Source organism: Catellatospora methionotrophica, from assembly GCF_011297335.1.
GTDB lineage: Bacteria > Actinomycetota > Actinomycetes > Mycobacteriales > Micromonosporaceae > Catellatospora > Catellatospora methionotrophica.
Genome location: NZ_JAAOTJ010000004.1, coordinates 266,459 through 291,109, shown reverse-complemented (window position 1 = coordinate 291,109; position 24,651 = coordinate 266,459). Strand labels below are relative to the sequence as shown.

Annotated in this window: 24 protein-coding genes and 1 riboswitch; of the genes, 8 read left to right on the top strand and 16 right to left on the bottom strand. The window is 71.8% G+C overall.

Going from position 1 to position 24,651, the window contains the following annotated elements; genetic code table 11:
- The first annotated feature begins 46 nt into the window (after positions 1 to 46).
- Entirely contained in the window at positions 47 to 1,366 is a 1,320-nt protein-coding gene (locus tag HAV40_RS13980) for an aminotransferase class V-fold PLP-dependent enzyme (protein WP_166381389.1), read from the top strand.
- On the opposite strand, the gene HAV40_RS13975 is transcribed toward HAV40_RS13980, so the two are convergent.
- The 6 genes from HAV40_RS13975 to mqnE form a co-directional block, all read right to left on the bottom strand.
- The gene (locus HAV40_RS13975; protein WP_166381388.1) at positions 1,359 to 2,126 is read right to left on the bottom strand and encodes an ABC transporter ATP-binding protein; all 768 of its coding nucleotides are present in this window, start codon (positions 2,124 to 2,126) and stop codon (positions 1,359 to 1,361) included. The two genes, HAV40_RS13980 and HAV40_RS13975, sit on opposite strands and share 8 nt — an antisense overlap.
- The gene (locus HAV40_RS13970; RefSeq protein WP_166381387.1) at positions 2,126 to 3,154 is read right to left on the bottom strand and encodes a FecCD family ABC transporter permease; all 1,029 of its coding nucleotides are present in this window, start codon (positions 3,152 to 3,154) and stop codon (positions 2,126 to 2,128) included. The genes HAV40_RS13975 and HAV40_RS13970 overlap by 1 nt, the downstream gene beginning before the upstream one ends.
- A 2-nt stretch (positions 3,155 to 3,156) precedes the next feature.
- Entirely contained in the window at positions 3,157 to 4,074 is a 918-nt protein-coding gene (locus HAV40_RS13965; RefSeq protein ID WP_166381497.1) for an ABC transporter substrate-binding protein, read from the bottom strand.
- 103 nt (positions 4,075 to 4,177) lie between these two features.
- Positions 4,178 to 4,300: riboswitch (cobalamin riboswitch) on the bottom strand.
- Between the two features lie 46 nt (positions 4,301 to 4,346).
- On the bottom strand, positions 4,347 to 4,637 hold the full coding sequence (locus HAV40_RS13960; RefSeq protein WP_166381386.1) for a DUF4229 domain-containing protein: 291 nt from the start codon (positions 4,635 to 4,637) through the stop codon (positions 4,347 to 4,349).
- A 58-nt stretch (positions 4,638 to 4,695) separates the two neighbouring features.
- Positions 4,696 to 5,127, bottom strand: a complete 432-nt coding sequence (locus HAV40_RS13955) for a hypothetical protein (protein ID WP_166381385.1) — start codon at positions 5,125 to 5,127, stop codon at positions 4,696 to 4,698.
- Positions 5,128 to 5,130: 3 nt separating this feature from the next.
- Positions 5,131 to 6,300: an aminofutalosine synthase MqnE gene (gene mqnE / locus HAV40_RS13950; RefSeq protein WP_166381384.1), complete on the bottom strand. Its 1,170-nt coding sequence runs from the start codon at positions 6,298 to 6,300 to the stop codon at positions 5,131 to 5,133.
- Between the two features lie 198 nt (positions 6,301 to 6,498).
- Between mqnE and HAV40_RS13945 the strand changes: the two genes are divergently transcribed.
- The gene (locus tag HAV40_RS13945) at positions 6,499 to 7,854 is read left to right on the top strand and encodes a C40 family peptidase (RefSeq protein WP_166381383.1); all 1,356 of its coding nucleotides are present in this window, start codon (positions 6,499 to 6,501) and stop codon (positions 7,852 to 7,854) included.
- Between the two features lie 206 nt (positions 7,855 to 8,060).
- Positions 8,061 to 9,983 carry a DEAD/DEAH box helicase gene (locus HAV40_RS13940; RefSeq protein ID WP_409364950.1) on the top strand — a complete coding sequence of 641 codons (1,923 nt, stop codon included), beginning with the start codon at positions 8,061 to 8,063 and terminating at the stop codon, positions 9,981 to 9,983.
- A 280-nt stretch (positions 9,984 to 10,263) separates the two neighbouring features.
- Here HAV40_RS13940 and cds1 read toward each other — a convergent pair whose 3' ends face one another.
- On the bottom strand, positions 10,264 to 11,355 hold the full coding sequence (cds1, locus tag HAV40_RS13935) for an L-cysteine desulfhydrase Cds1 (protein ID WP_166381382.1): 1,092 nt from the start codon (positions 11,353 to 11,355) through the stop codon (positions 10,264 to 10,266).
- Between the two features lie 31 nt (positions 11,356 to 11,386).
- Complete coding sequence (locus tag HAV40_RS13930; RefSeq protein WP_166381381.1) at positions 11,387 to 11,836, bottom strand: Lrp/AsnC family transcriptional regulator; 450 nt, start codon at positions 11,834 to 11,836, stop codon at positions 11,387 to 11,389.
- Positions 11,837 to 12,060: 224 nt separating this feature from the next.
- Here HAV40_RS13930 and HAV40_RS39080 point away from each other — a divergent pair, with 224 nt between their 5' ends.
- The 3 genes from HAV40_RS39080 (at position 12,061) to HAV40_RS13915 (ending at position 14,533) form a co-directional block, all read left to right on the top strand.
- Positions 12,061 to 12,330, top strand: a complete 270-nt coding sequence (locus HAV40_RS39080; RefSeq protein WP_308441009.1) for a BldC family transcriptional regulator — start codon at positions 12,061 to 12,063, stop codon at positions 12,328 to 12,330.
- A gap of 203 nt (positions 12,331 to 12,533) precedes the next feature.
- Positions 12,534 to 13,850 (top strand): hypothetical protein, encoded by a 1,317-nt coding sequence (locus tag HAV40_RS13920; RefSeq protein WP_166381380.1) that lies wholly within the window; start codon positions 12,534 to 12,536, stop codon positions 13,848 to 13,850.
- A 41-nt stretch (positions 13,851 to 13,891) separates the two neighbouring features.
- On the top strand, positions 13,892 to 14,533 hold the full coding sequence (locus HAV40_RS13915; RefSeq protein WP_166381379.1) for a UbiX family flavin prenyltransferase: 642 nt from the start codon (positions 13,892 to 13,894) through the stop codon (positions 14,531 to 14,533).
- A gap of 125 nt (positions 14,534 to 14,658) precedes the next feature.
- Here HAV40_RS13915 and mqnP read toward each other — a convergent pair whose 3' ends face one another.
- Both mqnP and HAV40_RS13905 read right to left on the bottom strand, forming a co-directional pair.
- Positions 14,659 to 15,573, bottom strand: coding sequence for a menaquinone biosynthesis prenyltransferase MqnP (gene mqnP / locus HAV40_RS13910; RefSeq protein WP_239086047.1), 915 nt, complete (start codon positions 15,571 to 15,573; stop codon positions 14,659 to 14,661).
- Positions 15,570 to 17,063: a menaquinone biosynthesis decarboxylase gene (locus HAV40_RS13905; protein WP_166381377.1), complete on the bottom strand. Its 1,494-nt coding sequence runs from the start codon at positions 17,061 to 17,063 to the stop codon at positions 15,570 to 15,572. The genes mqnP and HAV40_RS13905 overlap by 4 nt, the downstream gene beginning before the upstream one ends.
- 102 nt (positions 17,064 to 17,165) lie before the next feature.
- Between HAV40_RS13905 and HAV40_RS13900 the strand changes: the two genes are divergently transcribed.
- Complete coding sequence (locus HAV40_RS13900) at positions 17,166 to 17,996, top strand: hypothetical protein (RefSeq protein WP_239086048.1); 831 nt, start codon at positions 17,166 to 17,168, stop codon at positions 17,994 to 17,996.
- Between the two features lie 30 nt (positions 17,997 to 18,026).
- Positions 18,027 to 18,611 (top strand): GNAT family N-acetyltransferase, encoded by a 585-nt coding sequence (locus HAV40_RS13895; RefSeq protein ID WP_166381376.1) that lies wholly within the window; start codon positions 18,027 to 18,029, stop codon positions 18,609 to 18,611.
- 55 nt (positions 18,612 to 18,666) lie between these two features.
- On the opposite strand, the gene ccsB is transcribed toward HAV40_RS13895, so the two are convergent.
- The 6 genes from ccsB to hemL form a co-directional block, all read right to left on the bottom strand.
- On the bottom strand, positions 18,667 to 19,668 hold the full coding sequence (ccsB, locus tag HAV40_RS13890; protein WP_166381375.1) for a c-type cytochrome biogenesis protein CcsB: 1,002 nt from the start codon (positions 19,666 to 19,668) through the stop codon (positions 18,667 to 18,669).
- On the bottom strand, positions 19,668 to 21,221 hold the full coding sequence (gene resB, locus HAV40_RS13885; protein ID WP_166381374.1) for a cytochrome c biogenesis protein ResB: 1,554 nt from the start codon (positions 21,219 to 21,221) through the stop codon (positions 19,668 to 19,670). Before resB ends, ccsB begins: the two co-directional genes overlap by 1 nt.
- Before the next feature lie 31 nt (positions 21,222 to 21,252).
- Entirely contained in the window at positions 21,253 to 22,032 is a 780-nt protein-coding gene (locus HAV40_RS13880) for a cytochrome c biogenesis CcdA family protein (RefSeq protein WP_166381373.1), read from the bottom strand.
- A 23-nt stretch (positions 22,033 to 22,055) separates the two neighbouring features.
- Entirely contained in the window at positions 22,056 to 22,622 is a 567-nt protein-coding gene (locus HAV40_RS13875) for a TlpA family protein disulfide reductase (protein WP_239086049.1), read from the bottom strand.
- Positions 22,623 to 22,630: 8 nt separating this feature from the next.
- Positions 22,631 to 23,260 carry a histidine phosphatase family protein gene (locus HAV40_RS13870; RefSeq protein ID WP_166381372.1) on the bottom strand — a complete coding sequence of 210 codons (630 nt, stop codon included), beginning with the start codon at positions 23,258 to 23,260 and terminating at the stop codon, positions 22,631 to 22,633.
- Positions 23,261 to 23,328: 68 nt separating this feature from the next.
- Complete coding sequence (gene hemL, locus HAV40_RS13865; protein WP_166381371.1) at positions 23,329 to 24,651, bottom strand: glutamate-1-semialdehyde 2,1-aminomutase; 1,323 nt, start codon at positions 24,649 to 24,651, stop codon at positions 23,329 to 23,331.

Below are 24,651 nucleotides of genomic sequence, written 5' to 3'. Positions count from 1 at the left end.
GCTGTATCCGATGGCGGACGGCGCTCGGGCGTGGTCCGATAGGGCGATGGGTGAGCTTTCTGTCAGCCGTCGGGGGCTGCTGGGCGGATTGACCGCCACCGCCGCACTGGGGGCACTGTCCGCATGCGACGCCGACCCGGTCATCGAGAACCCGCCGCCGGTGTACGCCCCGCTGGACCCCAGCGACTGGGCCAGCGTGCGGCACCAGTTCCTGCTGGACACGGGCCGGTCGCAGTTCGCCGCGTTCGTGTTCGCCAGCCCGCCCGCTGAGGTACGGGCCGCGATCGCGCGCCACCGTGACGGCCTGGACCGCGACACCGTCGGCTACCTGCACGCCCAGGAGGAGAACGCCCGGCAGCGCCTGCACCTGGCGGCGGGCAAGTATCTCGGCGGGTCCGGTGACCAGGTGTACTTCACCGATTCGACCACGATGGGCCTCGGCCTGCTCTACGGCGGCATCGCGCTGCGCCCCGGCGACGAGGTGCTGACGACCGAGCACGACTTCTACTCGACGCACGAGTCGCTGCGCCTGCGCGCGGCGCGGGACGGGGTGACGGTGCGCCGGGTGCGGCTGTTCGCCGAACCCGCCACGGCGAGCGCCGACCAGATCGTGCAGGCCCTCACGAAGGCGCTCACCCCGGCGACCCGGATCGTCGCGGTGACCTGGGTGCATTCCAGCACCGGGTTACGGATGCCGATCCGGGCCGTCGCCGACGCGCTCGCCGCGCACAACCGCGACCTGCCCCCGCAGCGGCGCGCGCTGCTGTGCGTCGACGGGGTGCACGGGTTCGGCGCGGTCGACGCCGGGCCCGCCGAGCTGGGCTGCGACTTTCTCGTGTCGGGATGCCACAAGTGGCTGTTCGGGCCGCGCGGCACGGGGCTGGTCTGGGGCAGGCCCGAGGCCTGGGCCCGGTTCCGGCCCACGATCCCCACCTTCGAGACGGCCGGCTTCGCCCACTGGCTGGGTGTGGACCCGGCCCTGCCCGCACCGTCGGCGTCACCGGGCGGTTACCACAGCTTCGAGCACCTGTGGGCGCTGGAGCAGGCGTTCGACTTCCACGCCGCGCTGACCCGCCGGCGCGTCGCCGAGCGCACCGCCACGCTGGCCACCCGGCTGAAGGAGGGCCTGGCCGGGATCAGCGGCGTCAGGGTGGTCACGCCGAGGTCGGCCGAGCTGTCGGCCGGGCTCGTCTGCTGCGCACTGGAAGCCATGAACCCGGGGGCGGCGGTCTCCGCGCTGCTGGGCAAGGACGTCGTCGCCAGCACGACGCCGTACGACCCGTCCTATCTGCGGTTCGGGACGAGCATCGTGACCAACGAGGCGGACGTGGACCGGGCGGTCGCGGCGGTACGCGAGATCAGCTGAGCCGCACCGGGACCACGATCGGGCCGAACTCGCCCGCGATCACCCGCACCCGGGCCCGGTAGTGCAGCGCGAGCAGTTCCTCGGTAAGCACCTGCTCCGGCGGGCCGTCGGCGGCGACCCGGCCCTCGGCCAGCAGCACCAGCCGGTCGGCGTACTCGCCCGCGACGGACAGGTCGTGCATGGTGGCCAGCACGGTCAGCGCACGTTCCTGGCGCAGCCGGTCGACCAGCTCCAGCACCTCCTGCTGGTGGCCGATGTCCAGGGCCGAGGTCGGCTCGTCGAGCAGCAGCAGCGGCGCGCCCTGGGCCAGCGCGCGGGCCAGGAACACCCGCTGGCGCTCGCCGCCGGAAAGCGTCTCCAGCTCCCGGCCGGTGAACCGGCGCAGCTCCAGGGAGTCCAGCACCTGCTCCACGATGGACAGATCCTGCGCCGACTCCCGGCCCAGCGGGGCGATGTACGGCGTGCGCCCGAGCAGCACGTAGTCCAGCACCCGCATGCCGGGCGGCACCACGGGCTGCTGGGCGACGGTGGCCACGAGCTGCGCCCGGCGTCGGCGCGGCAGCGCGCTCGTGGGCGTACCGTCGATGATGATCCTTCCTTGGCACGGCACCGCGCCGCCGACCGCTCGCAGCAGGGTCGACTTGCCCGCGCCGTTGGGCCCGATCACGGTGACCCACTCGCCCGAGGCCACGGTCAGGTCCACGCCGTGCAGCACCTCGGCGTCGCCCAGGGTCACCCGGACGCCCTCGACGGCCAGCATCAGACGCTCACCCGCCTGGTCGTACGCAGCACCAGGACGAAGAAGGGCGCCCCGAAGAACGCCGTCACCACGCCGATCGGCAGCTCGCCCGGGGCGATCAGGGTGCGCGCCGCGAGATCGGCCAGCGCCAGGAACGCCGCGCCGAACAGCAGCGACAGCGGCAGGATCGACCGGTACGAGCCACCGGCCAGCATCCGCACCAGGTGCGGCACGATGATGCCGACGAAGCCGATCAGGCCGGACACCGCTACCGCCGCGGCGGCCCCCAGCGAGGCCGCGGCCAGCAGGATCATCCGCGAGCGCTGCGGGTGCAGGCCCAGGCTCGCCGCCTCGGTGTCGCCGACGCTGAGCACGTCGAGCTCACGCCGCAGGGCCAGCACGACGACCGTGGTGACCAGCGCGTACGGCAGCAGCAGCGTCACCTCGTGCCAGCCGTTGGTGGCCAGCCGCCCGAGCAGCCAGGAGTACACCTCGCGGATGGTGTCGACGTTGCGCTGCAGCAGGTAGGTCTGGATCGCGGCGAGGAAGCTCGACACGGCCACCCCGGCCAGGATCAGCGTCGCCGACGTGCGGTCCCGCCCCCCGGCCACGCCGAGCAGGTAGGTGGCCACGACCGCGGTCGCCGCCCCGGCGAACGCCGCCAGCGGCAGCACCGCTCCGGCCCGGAACGCGATCGCCATCGTCGCGCCGAGCCCCGCCCCCGCCGCGACGCCGAGCAGGTACGGGTCGGCCAGCGGATTGCGGAAGACGCCCTGGTAGCAGCCGCCCGACAGGGACAGCATCGCGCCCACCAGCAGCCCCAGCACCACGCGCGGCAGCCGCAGCTCGGTGATGATGGCGATCTCGCGCTCGTTCAGCCCCGACGGCAGGTCCACGCCGGGGATCAGGTTGAGCAGTTCCGCCGCGACCGAGCCGGGCGGCAGCGTCACCGGGCCCAGGGCGACCCCGGCGACGAGCGCGACCAGCACGGCCCCGATCCCGGCGGCGAGCCACCCGGGGCGCAGCCGGGCCGGTCGCAACGTCGCCATCGTCAGGCCGGAACCTTGTTGACCGCGTCGACGATCGCGCGGACCAGGTCCACGATGCGCGGGCCCCAGCGCGAGGCGATGTCGTCGTCCAGCGCCACGACCTGGCCCTTGCTGACGGCGGTCATCCCGGCCCAGCCGGCGCGCGCCTTCACGCTGTCCAGGTTCTGCTGGCAGCACTTGGTGTCGGCCAGGAAGATCAGGTCAGGGTTGGCCTTGACCAGTGACTCCGCCGTGAGCTGCGGGTATCCGGTGCCCTTGGTGTCGGCCGCGTCGGCCACGTTGGTCAGCCCGGCCATCTCGAACAGCGAACCGATGAAGGTCTTCGAGGTCACCGAGTACAGGGTCGGGTCCAGCTCGTAGTAGTACGACAGCGGCGTGGCCCGCTTCGGCAGGTCCTTGACCAGCTTGGCGATGTCGTCCTTCATCCGCTGGGCGAGTGCGGTCGCCTCGCCGGTGTGGCCGGTCAGCATGCCCAGCTCGGCGATCTGCAGGTACGCGTCGTCCAGGGTGTCCGCGGCCGGAGCCTTGTACACCGGGATCTTCAGGGCGGCCAGCTGGGCCACCACGTTGTTGGCGTCGGTGTCGAGCACGACAAGGTCGGGGCTCTTGGCCGCGACGGCCTCGGCGTTGGGCTGGAAGCCCGACAGCTCGGTCTTCGGGGCGTTCGCCGGGAAGTTCGAGTTGTCGTCGACGGCGCTCACCTGGCCGCCGGCCCCGATGGCGAAGAGCATCTCGGTCAGCGTCGGCGACAGCGAGACGATCTTCACGGGCTGCGCGGGCAGGGTCAGCGAGCCGACGGTCACCGGGTACGCGGCGGCACCGCTCGACGGCGCCGGGGTCACCGCGTCGTTCTTGGCGCAGGCACCGAGCGCGGCGACGAGGCCGGCTGCGGCCAGCGCGGCGAAAGCGCGGCGGGACAATGAAGGGGTACGCACTGATCCTCCTATCGGTCGAGGCAGGTCCTTCGCCGACAGGGCCCGATCAGGTGGGGCAGCCCGGTCCGCGAGACGCCCTTCCTCGAGAGCGTGATTCGCGACTGCCGCAGGCGACCTGGCTTGCCCACCGAGGTGGGATCACAGTTGCGGGACAGCGCCGGGTTCGCACCGGCTTCGCTGCGGGACAGTCAGACGACACGCTAATACACACCCGGGCCGATGCTCACGACACGGAGTGGAGGATGTGCGCAGGCTCATCACGCCTGGGTCTTGTGGACCTCTCCGGCGTCGGCGGGAACCTCGTCCTCACCGGCCAGGGCGGCGCGCAGCCGGTCCTTCTCCGCCTTGCGGCGGTCGACCGCACTCTCGACCTGCGCGGTCACGTCGTCGCGCAGGTTGCGCAGCAGGAACCAGCTCGCCGCGGCCGAGACCAGGATCGCGATCATCAGCTTGAGCAGCAGGCTCAGATTCGGGACGAACCAGAGCGCGGCGAAGACGGCCAGGAACAGAACAAGCCTGGCGAGCGTGTACTTGACAGCAGGACTCACCGGTCCAGGGTAGCCGCCGCACCTGCCCGTCCCCGGTCAGCCCCGCTCGGGGACGCGGTCAGCCCCGTTCGGCGACGGTCAGTCCGAGATGCCACAGCACCGCGTACGCAACCGTGGTGACCAGCGCGCCCAGCCCACCGGACACCAGCGGCGGGAAGCCGGACGCCGCGCCGACGGCGAGCACGCCCAGCACCACCGCCACCAGACCGGCGGCCGGGGCGACGGCGATCCGCCCGCGGTGGCCCGCCGCCGCCTTGAACTGCTCCACGAAGATGATCGCCGGGAAGATCACCGCGAGCCAGCCGGTCAGGTCACCGAACTCGCCCATGCCCAGCAGCGCGAACATGCCGTCGAAGGCGACCATGCCGAGCACGCTGATGACGAAACCCGCCAGCGCGTACGCCACCAGGTCGGTCAGCGAGACGATGCGCCCGGACGCGTCCCGCCGCGGGCCCCTGCGCTGCTCGTCGGCCGGGCTGGAGTCGGCCACGGGTCAGGCCCAGACCTGCTGCGGCTCGCTGCGCCGCTCGGCCATGCTGACCGGCGCGCCGTACTCCTTGACGACCTGGTAGCGGGTGTCCCGCTCGACGGGGGTGAAGCCCGCGTCCCAGATCAGGTGGAGCAGGTCGTCGCGGTGCATGGTGTTCGGCGTGCCGTACGAGTCGGCGTCGTGCGTGATCTTGTACTCGACGACCGAGCCGTCGAGGTCGTCCACGCCGAAGTTCAGCGACAGCTGCGCCAGCGACAGGCCGTGCATGACCCAGAAGCACTTGACGTGGTCGAAGTTGTCCAGCATCAGCCGGGACACCGCGAACGTCTTCAGCGACTCGGCAGGCGAGGCCATCGTGGTCTGCGCCTGGATCCGGTTACGGATCTTGCCGTCCGCGCTGTCGTGGAAGTCGTGCTGGTAGCGCAGCGGGATGAAGACGGTGAAGCCACCGGTCTCGTCCTGCAGCTCACGCAGGCGCAGCACGTGGTCGACGCGGTGCCGCGGCTCCTCGATGTGGCCGTACAGCATCGTCGAGGGGGTGCGCAGGCCCTTGCTGTGCGCCAGCCGGTGGATGCGCGACCAGTCCTCCCAGTGGCAGGCGTGGTCGACGATGTGCTGGCGGACCTCCCAGTCGAAGATCTCGGCGCCACCGCCGGTCAGCGACTCCAGGCCGGCCTCCATCAGCTCGTCGAGGATCGCGTCGGCGGTCAGGCCGGAGATCTTCTCGAACCACTGCACCTCGGTCGCGGTGAACGCCTTCAGCTTGACGTTCGGCAGCGCCTGCTTGAGCTCCTTGAGCACGCGCGGGTAGTAGCGCCACGGCAGCGTCGGGTGCAGGCCGTTGACGATGTGCAGCTCGGTGAGCTGCTCGTCCTTCATCTCCAGCGCCTTGGCCACGGCCTGCTCGACGCGCATCGTGTACGCGTCCTTCTCACCGGGCTTGCGCTGGAACGAGCAGTAGGCGCAGCTCGCCGAGCAGACGTTCGTCAGGTTCAGGTGCCGGTTGACGTTGAACATCACCCGGTCGCCGTTCTTCTCCGTCCGGACGTGGTGCGCGAGCCGCCCCAGCCAGGCCAGATCGTCACTCGCGTAAAGCGCCTCGCCGTCTTCGCGGCTGAGCCGCTCCCCGGCGTAGACCTTCTGCTCCAGCTCCCGCTTCAAACCCACGTCCATGGCAGTGAGCCTACGACGTGCCGCCCAGCGGCCCTGTTGCGGCCCTTGACAGCGATTGCTCAGCTTGACGCCACCGGGACAGAAGGGTCGACATGGAACCTGATTTCCGGTAGGAACTCTGTGGGACCAAAGGGGAGGACGGGGCCGCTGATGTCCAAGCGCCGGAGCGGGCAGGCTCGACGGCAGAGTCAGATAGCGGTGGGTTCGGCTGTTCTCAGCGCACTCATCGCCGGTGGCATCGCTGTGCCCGCCGCCGCTGACCCGCCCGTCGGCTCGAAGATCACCGCGATTCCCGATGCCGGGCTGCGGCCGCAGGCTGACGGCCTGCCCACCCTTCCGTTCGGCTCGCTCAGCCAGCCCCGCACCCTGCCGCAGACCGCGCAGGCCGCGCTGCAGGCGCAGTACACCGCCGCCGAGCTGGAGCTGTCCGTGCTCGGCGCCCGGCGCAGCGAGCTCTACCAGGCCTACACCAACGCGGTCGTGGCCAAGGCCATGGCCGACTACGCCTGGCGCGCCACCGCCGACACGCTGCGCGCGGCCAAGGAGGCCGCCGAGGCGGCCGCCGTCGCCGAATACCAGGCCGCCGTGAAGGCCCCGCCGCGCCTGGGCGACTCGCTCGGCGAGCTGGGGCAGCTGATCCCGCGGACCGAGTCGACTCCCGAGACCGAGGCCGTGCTCGCCGACCTCGGCACCGCTCAGCACGAGGAGCGGCAGGCCTACACGGTGCTCACCTCGGCGATCTCCGCCGAGCAGCAGTCGTCCACGGCCTACTCGGCGGTGGAGAAGGAGTTCAAGCGCAAGGAGATCGCGTTCCTGGAGCTGAAGCGGCGGCTCGCCGAGCTTCAGTCCGAAGCGGACCGGGTGCGCGAACGCCAGGAGCAGAACCTCGGCAACTACTCGCCGGGCAAGAGCAACGCGGGCCTGGTCGCCGCCGCGAAGGCGCAGAAGGCCGTCCTGTTCGCGCTCAGCCAGCGCGGCAAGCCCTACCGCTGGGGCGACGAGGGCCCGAACACCTACGACTGCTCCGGCCTGATGCTGGCGTCGTACAAGGCTGCCGGGATCACCCTCAACCGGGTCGCCAAGGACCAGTACTACGGCACCCGCAACAAGTCCGTGAGCAAGTACGCCCTGCTCCCCGGTGACCTGGTGTTCTTCGCCACAGACCCGAGCGACTGGCGCACCATCCACCACGTCGGCATGTATCTCGGCGATGGCAAGATGGTCCACGCGCCCCGCACCGGTGACGTGGTGCGGCCCGCATCGGTCAGCCTGAGCAGCATCGACTTCGCCACCCGCGTGGTGGACGCGGTGGCCGCCCCGAACCAGCCGAGCCCGACGAAGAGCCCCACGCCGAGCCCGACGAAGACCACCTCGCCGAGCCCGACGGCCACCACGTCGCCGTCGAGCAGCAGCTCGCCGAGTGCCGCGCCGGCCAGTTCGTCGCCGCCGCCGCCGAAGCCGGCCGAGTCGCCGTCCCCAGAGCCGCCGGCCGCCGAAAGCCCCAAGCCGACGCCGACACCGACGCCCACCCCCGCTCCGGCACCCGCGGCGTGACCCAGATCACCCCGCGAAACGGGCTTCCGGGGTGACCCCCACTACACCACCGTGTTAATCGCGGGGCGTTGGCGGCGAACACCGGTACACTCAACGGGTTGTTCTGGGCGCGCTCGGCGCGCCTTCGAGCGTTCCTGCGGGTGACTTGCAGCGGCACGAGGCCGCGCGGCGCGGGGATGCGCCACCCGAGAGGTTTCGCTTTGACTATGCACGACCCTGCCCTGTTCCCGTCCGTCTTCGAGATCAACATTGATGTCGAGGGCAAGGCCGCGGCCGAGAAGGCCGCCGCCACGGAAGCCGCAGCGGCAACCACCACCACCACTGACGTCATCGACGCCGGGGACGCTCCGGAGGCCGCGGACACCGCCGCCGCCGAGCAGCTTCCCAGCTTCGCCGACCTGGGCCTGCCGCGCGCCATGGTGCGCGAGCTGACCCGGGGCGGCATCACCCAGCCCTTCGAGATCCAGGCCGCCACCCTGCCGGACGCGCTCGCCGGACGCGACGTGCTCGGCCGCGGCCAGACCGGCTCCGGTAAGACCCTCGCTTTCGGACTGCCGCTGCTGGCGCGCATCGCCGAGGGCAAGCCGGCCCGCCCGCACCACCCCAAGGCCCTGATCCTGGTGCCCACGCGCGAGCTGGCCATGCAGGTCGCGGACGCGCTGCGCCCGCTGGCCAAGGCGATGGACCTCTACACCGGCACCGCGGTCGGCGGCGTGCCGTACGACCGGCAGATCCTGGGCCTGCAGCGCGGTCTCGACCTGATGATCGCCACCCCGGGCCGCCTCGGCGACCTGATCCAGCGCGGTGCCTGCGCGCTGGACGACATCGAGGTCACCGTCCTGGACGAGGCCGACCAGATGGCCGACATGGGCTTCCTGCCCGACGTCACCGAACTGATGGCCAAGACCCCGGCTGGCGGCCAGCGCCTGCTGTTCTCGGCCACCCTCGACGGTGACGTGGACACGCTGGTCAAGCGGTTCCTGAACAACCCGGTGACGCACTCCACGGCCCCGGCCGAGGCGTCGGTGTCCACCATGGACCACATGATGCTGCTGATCCCGCCGCAGGAGAAGTTCAAGGTCACCGCGATGATCGCGAACCGTCCGGGTCGGACGATCATGTTCGCGCGCACCCAGATGGGCGTGGACCGCCTGGTGGACCAGCTGCGCGAGGTCGGCGTACGCGCCGGTGGCCTGCACGGCGGCAAGACCCAGAGCGTCCGTACGCGGACCCTGGCGCAGTTCAAGGAGGGCCGGATGAGCGTCCTCGTCGCCACGGACGTCGCCGCGCGCGGCATCCACGTCGACGGCGTGTCGCTCGTCGTGCACATCGACCCGCCGAAGGACCCCAAGGACTACCTGCACCGGGCCGGTCGCACCGCCCGCGCCGGCGAGTCCGGCGCGGTGGCCACCCTGGTCCTGCCCAAGCAGCGCCGCTCCACCATCTCGATGATGGAGAAGGCCGGCGTGGCCAAGCCCGCCGAGCACCGGCTGCGCGTCGACGACCCGAAGCTGGTCGAGCTGACCGGTGCCGTGGAGCCGTCGGGCCAGCCCGTGGTCGAGGAGCCGGAGCCGCGTTTCCAGCGCGGCGGCCGTGGCCGAGACGGCGGCCGTGGCGGCTACGGCGACCGTGGTGGCTACGGCGACCGCGGCCCGCGCCAGTACGGCGACCGGGGCGGCTACGGCGACCGCGCCCCGCGCTCGTACGGCGACCGCCCGCAGGGCGACCGGCCTTACCGTGGCGACCGCCCGACCGGCGGCGACCGCCCGTTCCGCAGCGACCGCCCGGCCGGCGACCGGCCGTTCAACGGCGACCGCCCGCAGGGTGACCGGCCGTTCCGCAGTGAGCGTCCGCAGGGCGACCGCCCGTTCCGGGGCGACCGCCCGCAGGGTGACCGCCCGTTCCGGGGCGACCGCCCGCAGGGTGACCGCCCGTTCCGGGGCGACCGCCCGGCCGGTGGCGACCGCCCGGCCGGTGGCGACCGCCCGGCCGGTGGCGACCGCCCGGCCGGTGGCGAGCGCTCGTTCAACGGCGATCGGCCGCCGTTCCGCGGCGAGCGCTCGTTCGGCGACCGCCCGGCCCGCAGCGACCGCGGTGACCGTCCCTACGGCGACCGTCGCGCCAGCTGATCAACGCTTTACCAAGGTCCCGCATCGGCCGCTGTCGCGGCTGGTGCGGGACCTTTCGTATGCGGGACGGAGTGACACACCCCGCAAGGATGCTGCTCTGCTCGCGTCGCCAGGCCTGCACCCAGACATGTCTGCGCCAGCCGATGCTCGTTTCGGGACGCTTAGGCGTCCCGAAACGAGCACTTCGCCGCGGAGCACAGCCCCGGGACGCGACACGCCGCAGCCGACACGCGGTCCGCCACTGCGCTGCCTGCCCGCCGTCGCCGGCCGGTGCGGGCGATCAGCCCTGCCAGGTGCCGGTGGCCAGGAAGTGCCGGACCGTGGTCAGCGGGTCGGCCAGGTCCAGGCCCTGCCCGGTCAGCCAGCCGTCGTCGTAGTAGGTGTGCGCGTATCGCTCGCCGCCGTCGCACAGCAGGGTGACCACCGAGCCCGTCTCACCGCGCGACAGCATGTCGGCGATCAGGCCGAACGCGCCCCACAGGTTCGTGCCGGTGGAGCCGCCCACCCGGCGGCCCAGCACCTCGGAGGCGACCCGCATCGCGGCCAGCGAGCCCGCGTCGGGCACCCGCACCATCCGGTCCACGACGTGCGGCTGGAACGACGCCTCGACGCGCTGGCGGCCGATGCCCTCGATCCGGGAGCCCTTGCCGGTCGTCAGGGTCGGGTCGCCGGACTCGTAGGAGGGGTAGAAAGCGGAGTTCTCCGGGTCGACGACCAGGATCTTGGTGCAGTGCCGCTGGTAGCGGACGTACCGGCCGATGGTGGCCGAGGTGCCGCCGGTGCCCGCGCCCATCACGACCCAGGCCGGGACGGGGTGCCGCTCCAGCGCCATCTGCTGGAAGATCGACTCGGCGATGTTGTTGTTGCCCCGCCAGTCGGTCGCCCGCTCGGCGTAGGTGAACTGGTCCATGAAGTGACCGTTGCGGTCCTCGGCCAGCCAGCGCGCTTCGACGACGACCTGCGCCGGATCGTTGACCAGGTGGCACTCGCCGCCCTGGAACTCGATCAGCTCGATCTTCTCCTTGCTGGTGGACGCGGGCATGACCGCCACGAACGGCAGCCCCAGCATGCGCGCGAAGTACGCCTCGGACACCGCCGTCGAGCCCGACGACGCCTCGACGACCGTCGTGTCCGCCCGGATCCAGCCGTTGCACAGCGCGTAGAGGAACAGCGAGCGGGCCAGCCGGTGCTTGAGCGAGCCGGTGGGGTGCACCGACTCGTCCTTGAGGTAGAGGTCGACGCCCCAGGACAGCGGCAGCGGGAACGGCAGCAGGTGGGTGTCGGCGCTGCGGTTGGCGTCCGCCGCGACCTTGCCGATCGCCTCCGTCACCCACGCCCGGTCGTCGTCACAACACCTGTCCAGCTGTTCCATGCCCCGGACGGTAACACCGCACGAAGGAGTTTCAGCTGAGCAGAGGCCTGGGACGGCCCTCGAACGTGGTCGACAGGGCGATGGCGGTGCGGGTGCGGGCCACCCCCCGGGTGCGGGAGAGCTGCACGATCAGCTGCTCCAGCTCCCCGATGGTGCCGACCCTGGCCTTGACCAGGTATGACTCCTCACCCGCCATGAAGTAGCAGGACTCGATCTGGTCGAGCCCCTGCAGCGCCGCGGAGACGTCTTCCATGTCGACGGCCGGGTCGGCGACGATGCCGATCAGCGCGGTCACGCCCAGGTCGATGGAGCTGGGCTCCACGTCGGCGCGGTAGCCGCGGATGACGCCGGAGGCCTCCAGCTTCCCGACGCGGTCGTGCACCGCCGGCGCGGAGAGGCCGACCTGTCGCGCGAGCTCCGCGTACGAGAGGCGGGCGTTGTTGCGCAGCAGGTCAAGCAGGTTGCGGTCGATCGCGTCCACACAGAGCACCTTAGAGGCAGTTTCTTCCAGAGTGGGCACGGAGGGGCGCATCTTCGGGCAATATACGAATGAGGTTCGCAACATATGGATGCGAACCCCCCAAAAGGTGCATACGACCATTTTAGGGACACAAGCTAGTGATGGTGCTCTAATTGGGCGTACGTCCCAGCGGACGCGGCTACCGGGTGCGCCCGGACCAAATCCGTCGACGCGAGGAGGTGGGCGTGGACACAGGAGATCGCCTGTTGACACCTGGCGAGGTGGCCGCGCTGTTCCGGGTCGACCCAAAGACGGTGACCAGGTGGGCAGCGGCCGGACGCATCGGCAGCATTCGCACGCCGGGCGGCCACCGCCGGTTCCGCGAGTCGGAGGTGCGGGCGCTGCTGGAGGGCGAGGGCGAGTTCGACGAGGACAATCCTCCGGGCGGCCCGGCACCGCAACCCGGCACCGGCACCGCGCCGCGGGCGGCGGGCAGCCGGCCGGGCGGATACTGACGCGGCGGTCCAACCAGGATCTCCATCCAGGGGTACGACACGGCGGTCCATATGGTCGTACCCTCATCAGCGGCGCTGACCCGGCGCCAGGAACAGGGCACGTCCCGGCGCTCGCCTCCCGTCCGCGGGAAGGGACACCACGTTCCTTGAACGGGCCACCGAACCGTGTGGCCCGTGCCGGACCCGAGGATCGAGCCGACCGCATGCCAACCAATCGGCGAGCCGCCCAGCTGCTGGCAGCGACGTGCTCGGCGCTGACCGAGACCATCCGGCGGCACATGCCCGCCGGCCCCTACCGGGACTTCACCGCATGGGCGTACTCGGCCGACAATCCCCGGCGGCACGAATATCTGCAGAGCACCGGGGTCATCCAGCTCGTCACCATGAACACCAGGATGCTCAGCGGCCTGGTCGAGGAGGACGACTGGCCCGTCATGCTGGAACACGCCGGGCGCATGAACGCCTACCAGGTGTTCGAGGTCGTCTCCGACGACCTGGCCATCGGCCTGGGCCAGCCCGCGCTCGACGACGCCCAGACCCGGCGGCTCGAACTGATCGGCGCGCTCAACCGGGCCATGCTGCAGGCGCTGACCCCCGGCCGGAACACCCCCGCCATGCTGCTGCTGTCCGGCCCGGCCCGCGACGCCGCCCGGCACGCCTCCAGCTTCGACCAGAGCCTGGTCAGGGGCAAACGCGCCGGTATGGCCGAGGACTACGCCCGCCACGTCGGAGCCGACGCGCCACTGCTGCAGGACGTCGAGTACGGCCTCTGGGCCGCGCTCGTCGCCAACGTCGAGAGCTGCCGCGACCTGGTCGACGGCATCGACGGCGCACCGACCGCCTCGCTGGTCCGCCAGGGCCTGGCTGACCGCTACCGGGCGGTGGAGCGCACGCTGCGCGCCGAGCACCTGTCCCGGCTCGACCTGGCCGCACTCGGCGGGCAGAGCATCCTCGTCCTGCCGACCCTGGGTTACTTCGTCTGCGTCCTCAACGACGTGCTGGCCCCGGTGCCCCAACATCGGGCCGTACTCGCCGACGGCACCCTGTCCGACCTGCTGTCCGACGCGTCCCTGCTGGTGCGGCTGCAGAACGACCTGGGCACCCGGCTGCTGCGCATGCCCGCGGTGCAGCAGCACGCGCTGATCAACCGCATCGTGCGGACCTGCGACGCCGAGGGGCGCGACACCGCCGAAGGGGCACTGGATCTGCTCGCCGCCGACTCCGACGCCGCGTTCAACCGGCTGCAGAAGGACATCGTCGCCGGTGAGGCCAACGTCGCGCTCTGGCATGCCCGGCGCGCCCCCGACGCCGTCACCGCCCTCACCGCCCTGGCCGACAGCCTCACCTACCACTCCGGCCTGTACGCCCTGCACAGTGCCCGGTTGGCCGCCGGACTGTCCGCCCTGGACGCCCGGCTGCCCGACCGCCGCGCCACCACGCTGATCGACCGCTTCGTCCGCTTCCACGAGCGCATGTACTCCCACTCCCACACCGACCCGCTGGGCGAGTACGCCATCTGACCCGGGGCTCGGCCGTGCCGGGGTGGGACTAGGGTCGAAGTGTGCCTGCCGACGAAACGCCGCGTACGCCCTGGATCCTCGGGGTGTCGGGGGCGTCCGGGACCCCGTACGCCGCGGCGGTGCTGCGCGGGCTGTGCGCGGCCGGTGAGGCGGTGGACCTCGTCGTGTCCCGGGCGGCCCGGCTGACCATCCTCGACGAGACCGGGCACGCGTTCCGCGACGCGCACTGGCGCGAAGACCTCGCCGCCTGGCTCGACGCCCCACTCGACGGCGCCGACCTGCGCTACTGGCCTGCCGGGGACCTCGCGGCGGGACCCAGCAGCGGCTCGTACCGGGCCAAGGGCATGATCGTCGTCCCGGCCTCGACCGCCGCGTGCGCCGGCATCGCGCTGGGGCTGTCCAAGGACCTGCTGCAGCGGGCGGCCGAGGTGAACCTCAAGGAGCGCCGCCCGGTCGTGATCGTGCCCCGGGAGACGCCGGTGACCCGCAGCCACCTGCTGCACCTGGTCGAGCTGATCGACTCCGGCGCGGTCGTCCTGCCCGCCAGCCCCGGCTTCTACGGCAGCGGCGCGAACGCCCAGGCCCAGCAGCTCATCGACTTCGTCGCGGGCAAGGTCCTCGACGCCGCCGCCGTCCCCCACACCCTGCTCACCCGCTGGACCGGCCACCTCGGCACCCGCTGACCGCACCCGCCCGCGCGGCGCGCCGTAGGCCCACCGCATGATCGTCGTTTCGTGCCAGAAAGTCAGACCCGACTTTTGGACACGAAACAGCGATCAAGGCCCGCCGGCCAGACCCGGACCGACGTCTAGACGACCAGCGCCACGACGGCGAAGACGAACAGGGCGATGCCGACGAAACCGTTGGCGGTGAAGAAGGCCCGGTTGACCTTGGACAGGTCGGTCGGGGTAACGATGACGTGCTGGTAGCCGAACGCGGCCGCGGTCAGCGCCAGCCCGATCCACCACGGCCAGCCCAGGCCGACCCACACCCCGAACGCCACGAACAGCGCGAACGTCACCACGTGGGTGAGCGTGGAGATCAGCAGCGCGTTGCGCACCCCGTAGCGGGCGGGCACGCTGCGCACGCCGATCTGCCGGTCGACGTCGGCGTCCTGGCAGGCGTAGATCAGGTCGAAGCCGCCGATCCACAGCCCCACCGCGAGGCCGAGCAGCCAGGCCGGGCCGGACCCGGCGAAGGTGCCGGTGACCGCCAGCCACGCCCCGATCGGCCCGACCGCCTGCGCGAGCGCGAGGATCGCGTGCGGCCAGTCGGTGAAACGCTTGCCGTACGGGTACAGCACCAGCGGCACCACGGCCAGCGGGGCGAGCAGCGCGCACAGCGGGTTGAGCGCGAGCGCCGCCCCCATGAACACGACCAGTGCCACGGCCGCGCCGAGCCAGGCCGTACGCACGCTCACCGCGCCGGTGACCAGTTCACGCTGGGCGGTACGCGGGTTGCGCGCGTCGATGTGCCGGTCGATGATCCGGTTCGCGGCCATGGCGAAGGTGCGCGCCCCGACCATCGCGACCGTGATCAGCAGCAGCGTGAGCCAGTCCACGCGGTGCAGCGTCCGGTCCATCGCGACCAGCGCCGACAGGTACGCGAAGGGCAGCGCGAACACCGAGTGCTCGATCGCGACCAGCTTCAGGAACGCCTTGACCCGGCCCGGCTCCTTGAGCGCGGGGCCGGACGCGGCGACGTCACGCGACGCGGTGCTCACTTGCGCCATCCCTTCCGCGACGGGTTCTCCGGGAACCCGTACTCCTTCCAGCGCTTGTCGACCTTCGCGACGACCTCGGGGGCCATCCGCATCTCCTCCGGCCAGCCGCGCGTGTAGCCCTCGGTGGGCAGCTTGCGGGTGGCGTCGACGCCGGCCTTGCCGCCCCAGAACTGCTGGTACGACGCGTGGTCGAGGTGGTCGACGGGTCCCTGCGTGAGCACCAGGTCGTGCGCGTAGTCGACGTTGCCGAAGGCCCGGAACGCGACCTCGGTCAGATCGCGCGGGTCGCAGTCGTCGTCCACCACCACGATCAGCTTGGTGAGGCTGAGCAGGTGCGCGCCCCAGACAGCGCTCATCACCTTCTGCGCGTGCTTCGGGTAGCGCTTGTTGATCGCCACGACCAGGCAGTTGTGGAACACGCCCGCCTCGGGCATGTGGTAGTCCACGATGTCCGGCACCAGGATCTTGATCAGCGGCAGGAAGATGCGCTCGGTGGCCAGGCCGATCGGCCCGTCCTCCTGCGGCGGCTTGCTCGTGATGATCGAGTGGTAGATCGGGTCGCGGCGCATCGTCATGCACTCGACGTGCAGCACCGGGAACGGCTCGACCGGCGTGTAGAAGCCGGTGTGGTCGCCGAACGGGCCCTCGGGCAGCCGCTCGCCGGGCTCGACCCAGCCCTCCAGGATCACGTTCGCGCTCGCGGGCACCTGCAGCGGCACGGTCAGGCAGTCGACCAGCTCCACCCGCTCGCCGCGCAGGAACCCGGCGAACAGGTACTCGTCGATGTCACCGGGCAGCGGCGCGCTCGCCGCGTACGACACCACCGGGTCCGCACCGAACGCGATCGCGACCGGCAGCCGCTCGCCGCGGCGCTCCGCGACGGCGTGGTGCGCGGTCGAGTCCTTGTGAATCTGCCAGTGCATGCCGACCGAGTTGTGCGAGTGCTGCTGCAGCCGGTACAGGCCAAGGTTGCGCTTACCGGTTTCCGGGTGCTTGGTATGGGTCAACCCGTAGTTGTGGTAGATGCCGCCGTCACCCGGCCACATGACGAGGCCGGGCAGCATGTTGAGGTCGACCTCGTCGCCCTTGAGCACGACCTCCTGGCAGGGCGCGCTCTTCACCTTCTTCGGCGGCAGCGACTTCAGCTGCATGATCTTGCCGAGGCCGTCCATCATGCCGCTGAACCCCTGCGGCAGCTCCGGCTTGGCCAGCTCGCCGATGCGGGCCCCGATCTCGTCGAAGTCCTGCACGCCCAGCGCCATCGCCATGCGTCGCTCGCTGCCGAAGATGTTGATCGCGAGCGGCATCACGCCACGGGTCGGCTTCTCGAACAGCAGCGCAGGGCCCTTGGCCCGCACGGTACGGGTGACGATCTCGCTGATCTCCAGCGTCGGATCGACGGGGGTGGTGACCCGGTGCAACTCCCCGGCCCGCTCCAGCGCGCCGAGGAAGCCCTGCAGGTCGTCGAACGGGAAACGCGGTGCCGCCATGCTGGCATCCTCGCATCTGCCCCGTCACTCCCCCGGGGAGGGGCGACGCGCTGCGGCGTACGCCATCGTCACCAGCGCCCCGCCGGACCGGTTGACCGGGATGTGAACCCCCGCCTCACCCGCCTGCTGGCGGTGGCGCTGCTGGCGCTCGCCGCCGGATGCGCCCCCGGCGCGACCAGCGGCACCATGCCCGAGTGCCCCGCCGGCCGCCCCGCCTCCACCTCCGCGCCCACCGGGCCGCCGAGCCTGACCTCGCCGGGCGCATGCCGCTCGTACGCCACCGTGGTCCAGCCGGTCGCGCACGCCGTGCCCAGCCCCGGCTACCACCACCTCGGCGCGACTACCCGTGGCCGCTGGTCCGGGGTGCTCGGGCGGATCGAGGTCGGCGACGCCGACGTGCGCCAGAACACGTACGACTTCGTGGCGGCGCGGTTCATGGCCAAGGCGGGCCACGGCAGCGAGCAGGCCTGGCTGGAGGTCGGCTGGACCGAGACCGGCTGGACCGGCAACTCCCGCCAGCGCGTCTACACCTACGACACGGCCACCCGCGCCTGGGCCTTCTACGACCAGTACGCGGTGAACCCGGGCGACCGGCTGTGGCTGCACCTGCAGACGGAGACCACCGGTGACCGGCCGGTCTGGCAGGCGTGGTTGTGGTGGGGCGAGCGCTGGAACCTGCTCACCCAGCAACCGCTGCCGCTGACCGGCCTCGCCGAGATCGAGCAGTACGTCGAGGTCCACGGCGACCCCGCCGACCCCGGCACCGTCGTCATCCCCCGGCTGGCCATCGACAACGTCCAGCTCAAGTCCGCGCCCACCGGCCCGTTGCGCCCCTGGAACGGCGACGTCCCCACCGTGCCCGGCGCCGACTTCGCCACCTACTGCCTCGACTGGCAGCGCCCGTACACCTCCTGGACCACCACCACCTGCTGACCCGCGAAGGCTGGGCTAGCCTTCGGCCTCGTGCGGATCGTCACCTTCCCCGAGCGGCAGACCCCGGCGGCCCTGCGAGCCCAGGCCCTGGCGCTGCAAGCCCAGGCCTGGCCACCGACCACCACCGCCGCAGACATCGACCCCGACAGCGACGACTGGCACGATCCGGCGCTCGATCCCGAGACGATGCTGCTGGTCGACGACGGCGGCACGGTGCTCTCAAGTCTCGACGTGCTGTCGAAGGACGTCGAGCACGGTGGCCGAAGCTACCGCGCCCGAGGTCTGAGCCGGGTGGTCACCGGGGCGGCTCACAGGGGCCGGGGGTACGGCCGCCTTCTGGTCGCCCACGCACGCGAGGCGATCCGGCTCAGCGGCGCGGACCTGGGCATCTTCACCTGTGACCGGGAGTTGCAGGGCTTCTACGAGAGCGCGGGCTGGCACCTGCTACCCGGCGCGGTGCTCATCGGCGGCACGGCCGACGACCCGTTCCCCAGCGACCGGTTCGACAAGGTGACGATGGCCGACTTCTGCACGCCCCTCGCCCGATCACACGCGACGACGTTCACCCACTCCCGCATCGCCCTCCACCCCGGCCTCATCGACCGCCTCTGGTGACCGCCGCCGGTCAGGATCGGAAGCGGTTTCCTCAGGGCTGAGGAGGCCGGGGCGGCTACACGCCGCCGTAGGAGTGCAGGCCGGTGAAGAAGATGTTCACGCCGAACAGGTTCATCATCATCGTCAGGAAGCCGATGACGGCGATCCAGGCCGCCGTGGAGCGCTTGATGCTGGGCGTGGCCCGCGCGTGCAGGTAACCCGCGTAGACGACCCAGGAGATGAACGCCCAGACCTCCTTCGGGTCCCAGCCCCAGTAGCGCCCCCACGCGACCTCGGCCCAGATCGCGCCCGCGGTCACCCCGAAGGTCCAGATCGGGAACGCGAACGCGTGCAGCCGGAACGACAGCCGCTCGACGGCCTCGGCATTGGCCAGGCGCCCGCCGAACGCGTACAGGAAGCCGCGCTTGCCGTCGTCCCAGCCGGTCCGGACCAGGTACATGATCGAGGCCGCGCCCGCGACCATGAACAGGCTCGACGAGGTGATCACCGCACCGATGTGGATGCCGAACCAGTACGAGTCCAGCGCCGGGACCAGCGGCCCGACCGGCGTGTAGAGGATCATCCCGGCCACGCCGACGAGCAGCACCTCGAACAGCATCACGAACAGGCCCAGGTGGCGCACCTGCCGCTGGAAGTACAGGGTGCCCAGCCAGATGACCCCGCCCAGCGCGGTGATCGACAGCACGAACTCGTACATGTTGCCGAACGGCAGCCGCTCGGCGGCGATGCCCCGGCTCACCACGGTGATCACGTGCGCGGCCACGCCGAGGATCGTCGCGCCGACGGCGGCGGGCCCGAGCCACGCGGCCCGCGACCGGGAGGCGCCGGGTGCGGCGTCGTCCGGTGCGGTGACCGTCGGGGCCGCGTAGCCGTGCGGGGCCGGGGTGACGACCGGCGCACCCGCGCCGACCAGCTCCTTCGCGGGGACGGCCGCCGCGGTGGCCGCGTTCGCGATCCGGCCGCGGTCGCCGAACGCGTACTCGCCCGCGTGCAGCAGCATCGCGGCCAGGTACGAAAGCAGGGTGACGACCAGAAGGCCGTCGGACAGTTCTGCCACTACCGTTGCCACCTCTCGACCAGGGAACGGAACTCGTCTTCGAAACCGGGGTACTCGGTGCGGGGCAGGCCGCCCGCCTCGGCGGTGCCGTCGGGGCGCAGCCGCAGCCAGACGCGGCGGCGCTTGCCGTACAGCGACAGCGGCAGGCCGACCAGCAGCAGGATCGCGCCGGTGAGCACGATCGGCTCGCCGGGGTCGTGCCGGATCGACACGGTGATCCACTGCCGGGTGCCGGTGAACTGGAGCTTGCTGCCGTCTTCCAGGGTCCAGGTCTCGCCGATGCGCATCAGCTTGGCCTCGCCGTACTTCTTCAGCCGTCCGGCGTCGAGCTGGCGCTGGTCGAGGTCGTAGACCGAACTCGGGATGCCCGCGTCCAGCCCCAGGTCGCCGCGGTAGGCGACGAGCATGAGCGCCGGGTTGCGCTCCTCGGGATGGTCCGAGCGCAGGTAGGGCGGCCCGTCCTTGGTCGGCAGGTACGTCCCGGAGAACGCCATCTGCTTCGTCTTGTCGCTGCCGTTGGCGTCGGGGAACGCGGCCACACCCTCGCTGGTCAGCGTCGGGTCGGTGAACGGGAACGGCGCGACCGTCTCCTGGGTCACCCCGGCGGCGTCGGTGTAGCGCAGCACGGGGGCGTACCCGTGGCCGAGCAGGTACACGTTCGCGCCGTCCAGGCGCAGCGGGTGGTTCACGGCGAACGTGTGGCGGCCCAGGTCGCCGTGCGCGGAGTCGCTGGCGGTGACGTCGGCGGCGAACGAGATCGGCATGCCGTCCGCGCGGTACTCGGCGCGGAAGTCGGTCAGTTCCAGGCAGAAGTCGGGCAGGTCCCCCGCGGTGACGCGCGGCCCGAGCCCGAAGTCGTCGTACTGCTGCACCGTGTTGCAGAAGACCTGCTCCGGCCCGGCGACGATGAGCCGCCCGGCATGCCAGCCCCACAGCGAGCCGAGCCCGACACCGACCAGGATGACCAGCAGCGAGCTGTGGAACAGCAGGTTGCCGGCCTCCTTCAGGTAGCCCTTCTCGGCGGCCAGGGTGATCGTGCCGTCGGCGTGCTCGCGGCGCACGGTGCGCCAGCCGCGCAGCACGGCCTTCGCCGCCGCCTCGTCCACGGGCGTGGCCAACAGCGCCGACTTCGGCAGCCGTTCGAGGACCTTGGGCGCGTCCGGCGGCGCGGTGCGCAGTGCCCGGGCGTGGTCACGCAGGCGCGGCGTGATGCAGCCGACCAGCGACGTGAACAGGAGCAGGTAGATCGCGGCGAACCACGGCGAGGCGTACACCTCGAAGCCCCACAGCCGGTCGAGCACCGGCGCGAGGTTCGGGTTGGCGGCGTAGAAGCGCTGCACGTCCTCGACCTTGACCGAGCGCTGCGGCAGGACCGAGCCCGGAATCGCCGCGACGGCCAGCAGGAACAGCAGCATCAGCGCGGTGCGCATGCTGGTGAGCTGCCGCCACCCGTTGCGCGCCGCGGCCCATCCGGCCGCGACCACCCAGGGGGTACGCCGACGCGGCGGCTCGCCCGCGGGCGGCAGCTCGACGGCTGCTTCGGTGACGCTCATGCGCCGCTCCTGCGGCATGACATGCGCTGCCTCATATGGAGATCTCCCCGGCTCCGAAGGTGACCCGCAGCCAGATGATGAAGTCGCCCCAGGCCCCGGTCATGAGGGCGAGGCCGACGAGGATCAGCAGCGCGCCGCCGAACCGGGTGACCCAGCGCGAGTTGCGCCGGATGAAGCCGACCACCCCGGTCAGTTTGCGCATGCCGAGCCCGAGCACGATGAACGGGATGCCGATGCCGAGGCAGTAGGCCAGGCCCAGCACCACGGCCCGGCCGGTGTCCCCGTACGCGCTGGCGAGCAGCCCGACCGCCCCGAGCGTCGGCGACAGGCACGGCACCCAGCTCAGCGCGAACACCGCGCCGAACACCGGGGCCCCCCACAGCCCGGCCTGCGGCAGCCGCTGGATGCGCTTCTCGTTCTCCAGGCCGGGGATGACCCCGACGAACGCCAGGCCGAACAGCACGATCAGCGCGCCGATGCCGACCTGCAGCGCCCGCTCGTAGGTGAGCAGCACGCGGCCGATCTGCGCGGCGACGATCGTGGTGGTGAGGAAGACGACGGCGAACCCGGCGATGAACAGCAGCACCCCGGCCAGCACCCGGCCGCGCCGGGCCTTGCCCAGCCCGGTGCGGTCGTCGCCGAGCGTGGCGTCGAGGTCGGCCCCGACCAGGCCGGTCACGTACGACAGGTAGCCCGGCACCAGCGGCAGCACGCACGGCGACAGGAAGCTGGCCAGCCCGGCGAGCGCCGCGACGGCGACCGCCAGCAGCAGCGGGCCGCCGTTGACGACGGCCGCGAAGTCCTCACCCATCAGCGTTCCTCAGCCACGGTTCATCAGCCGGCCTGCTCGGCGGCGAGTTCGCGCACGATAGGGCCCAGCTCGGCGGCGTTGGTCGCCTTGCGCAGCACGGCCGCGACCCGGCCCTGCCGGTCGATGATCAGCGTCGAGGGGGTGGACACCGGGGGCACGTCGACGAAGCGCAGCGACAGCCGGCCGCCCGGATCGAAGATGCTCGGGTAGGAGTTGCGGGCGGCCACGAACGCCTTGGCCTTGTCCCGGTCGTCCCGGTTGTTGATGCCGAGGAAGACCACGCCCGAGGCGGCGGTGTCCTTGGCGATCTGCTCCAGGTCGGCGGCCTCCAGGCGGCAGGGCGCGCACCAGCTCGCCCAGAAGTTCACGACGACCACGCTGCCGCGCTTGTCGGCCATGTCGTACGCGCCGCCGTCGAGCAGCTCGCCGGTGACCGCGGGGGCCGCCTTGCGCTCGGCCGGCGGGAAGCGCAGCACGTCGCCGACGGCGGGCGGCCGCTCGTCGTCACCGCAGGCGGCGAGCGCGACCGTGGCCAGCCCGGCCACGGCGGTCGCCAGCACGGCACGGCGGGTGCGGGGGCGTGATGTCACGCGCCCCATCATGCCCCGCGCCCGGCTCCGGTCCCCAGGTGGGCTGCCGGCTCGGAGTATGTGATCTGCGCCAACTGATCACCTTCGAAGACGAACGAGGTCAGGCTGGCCAGCCCGCACTGGCGGCGGCGCGGGTCGTGCCAGAGCCGCTTGCCCTCCATGGCCATGCGCAGGGTCCAGATCGGAAGCTGGTGCGACACGCAGACCGCCTCGTGCCCGCGGGCGTGCTCGCGGGCGGCGTCCATGGCCAGGATCATCCGGGCCGCGATCAGCCGGTACGGCTCGCCCCAGCTCGGGGTCAGCGGGTTGCGCAGCACCCACCAGTGGCGCGGATCACGCAGCGCGCCGTCTCCAGCGCCGACCCGCATGCCCTCGAAGTAGTTGCCGCTCTCGACCAGGTTCGGGTCGAGGTGCACGTCGAGGCCGAGTTGCTCGGCGAACGGCTGGGCGGTCTGCTGGGCCCGTTCCAGCGGGCTGGACACCAGGTAGGTGACGTCCCGGTCGGCCAGCGCCGTGGCGGCCGCCTTCGCCATCTGCTGGCCGAGGCCGCTGAGCTGGAAGCCCGGCAGCCGCCCGTACAGGATCTTGGCGGGGTTCTGCACCTCACCGTGCCGCAGCAGGTGAACGATCGTCCGCATCACCGATCACGCTCCGGGCGATCGACGATGCGGCACCGACGGCGACATGGTGCTCTCGCGACGCTCGATCATGACGCTGCTGCCGCCGCCCTGGCCGCGCCCGGCAGGGCGGCGGCGATGTGGTCTAGGGCGTCGTCGTCGATGGCGCCCGAGACGAACCACGACTCGAACGCGCTGGGCGGCAGGTAGACGCCCTGCGACAGCATGCTGTGGAAGAACGCCTTGAACGCGGCGGCGTTCTGCCGCCGGGCGTCGTCGTAGTCGCGCACCTCGGCGTCGGTGAAGAAGATCGAGAACATGCTGCCCGCGGTGGCCAGCCGGTGCGGCACGCCCGCCCCGGCCAGCGCCTTCGAGGCGAGCTGGCCGATGGTCGCGGCGGTGGCGTCGAGTCTGGCGTACAGCGCGTCGTCGGCCAGCCGCAGCGTGGCCAGCCCGGCGGCGCAGGCCAGCGGGTTGCCCGACAGCGTGCCCGCCTGGTAGACCGGCCCGGCCGGGGCCAGCTTCGACATCACGTCGGCGCGGCCGCCGAACGCCGCGGCGGGCAGCCCGCCGCCCATGACCTTGCCGAACGTCCACAGGTCGGCGTCGACCGGCTCCAGGCCCTGCCAGCCGGAGCGCGACACCCGGAACCCGGTCATCACCTCGTCCATGATGAGCAGCGCCCCGTGCCGGTGTGCGATCTCGGCCAGCCCCGCGTTGTAGCCGGGCAGTGGCGCGACCACGCCCATGTTGCCCGCGGCGGCCTCGGTGATGACGGCGGCGATGTCCGCGCCGTGCGTCTCGAAGGCCTGCGCCACCGCGTCGAGGTCGTTGTACTTGAGCACGATCGTCTCGGACGCGCCCGCGCCGGTCACGCCGGGCGAGTCGGGCAGCCCCAGCGTCGCGACGCCGGAACCGGCCGCGGCCAGCAGCGCGTCGACGTGGCCGTGGTAGCAGCCCGCGAACTTGACGATCTTGGTGCGGCCGGTGAACCCACGAGCCAGCCGGATCGCCGACATGGTCGCCTCGGTGCCCGAGTTGACCAGCCTGATCTGCTGGGCGGAGGTACGCGAGACCAGCTCCTCGGCCAGCTCGACCTCGCCCGGGGTGGGCGTGCCGAAACTGGTGCCCCGGGCGGCGGCGGCCTGGATGGCGGCGACGACCTCGGGGTGGGCGTGGCCGAGCAGCAGCGGGCCCCACGAGCAGACGAGGTCCACGTAGCGGCGGCCGTCCGCGTCGAAGAGCCAGGGGCCCTCGCCGCGAACCATGAAGCGCGGAGTGCCCCCGACGGCGCGGAACGCCCGTACGGGCGAGTTCACACCGCCTGGCACGATCGCCGCCGCCCGGTCGAAAAGCTCCTGGGAGGCGGGTGCGTCTGCCGGATAACCCACCGGCTCGTTGAAGTCGATCAC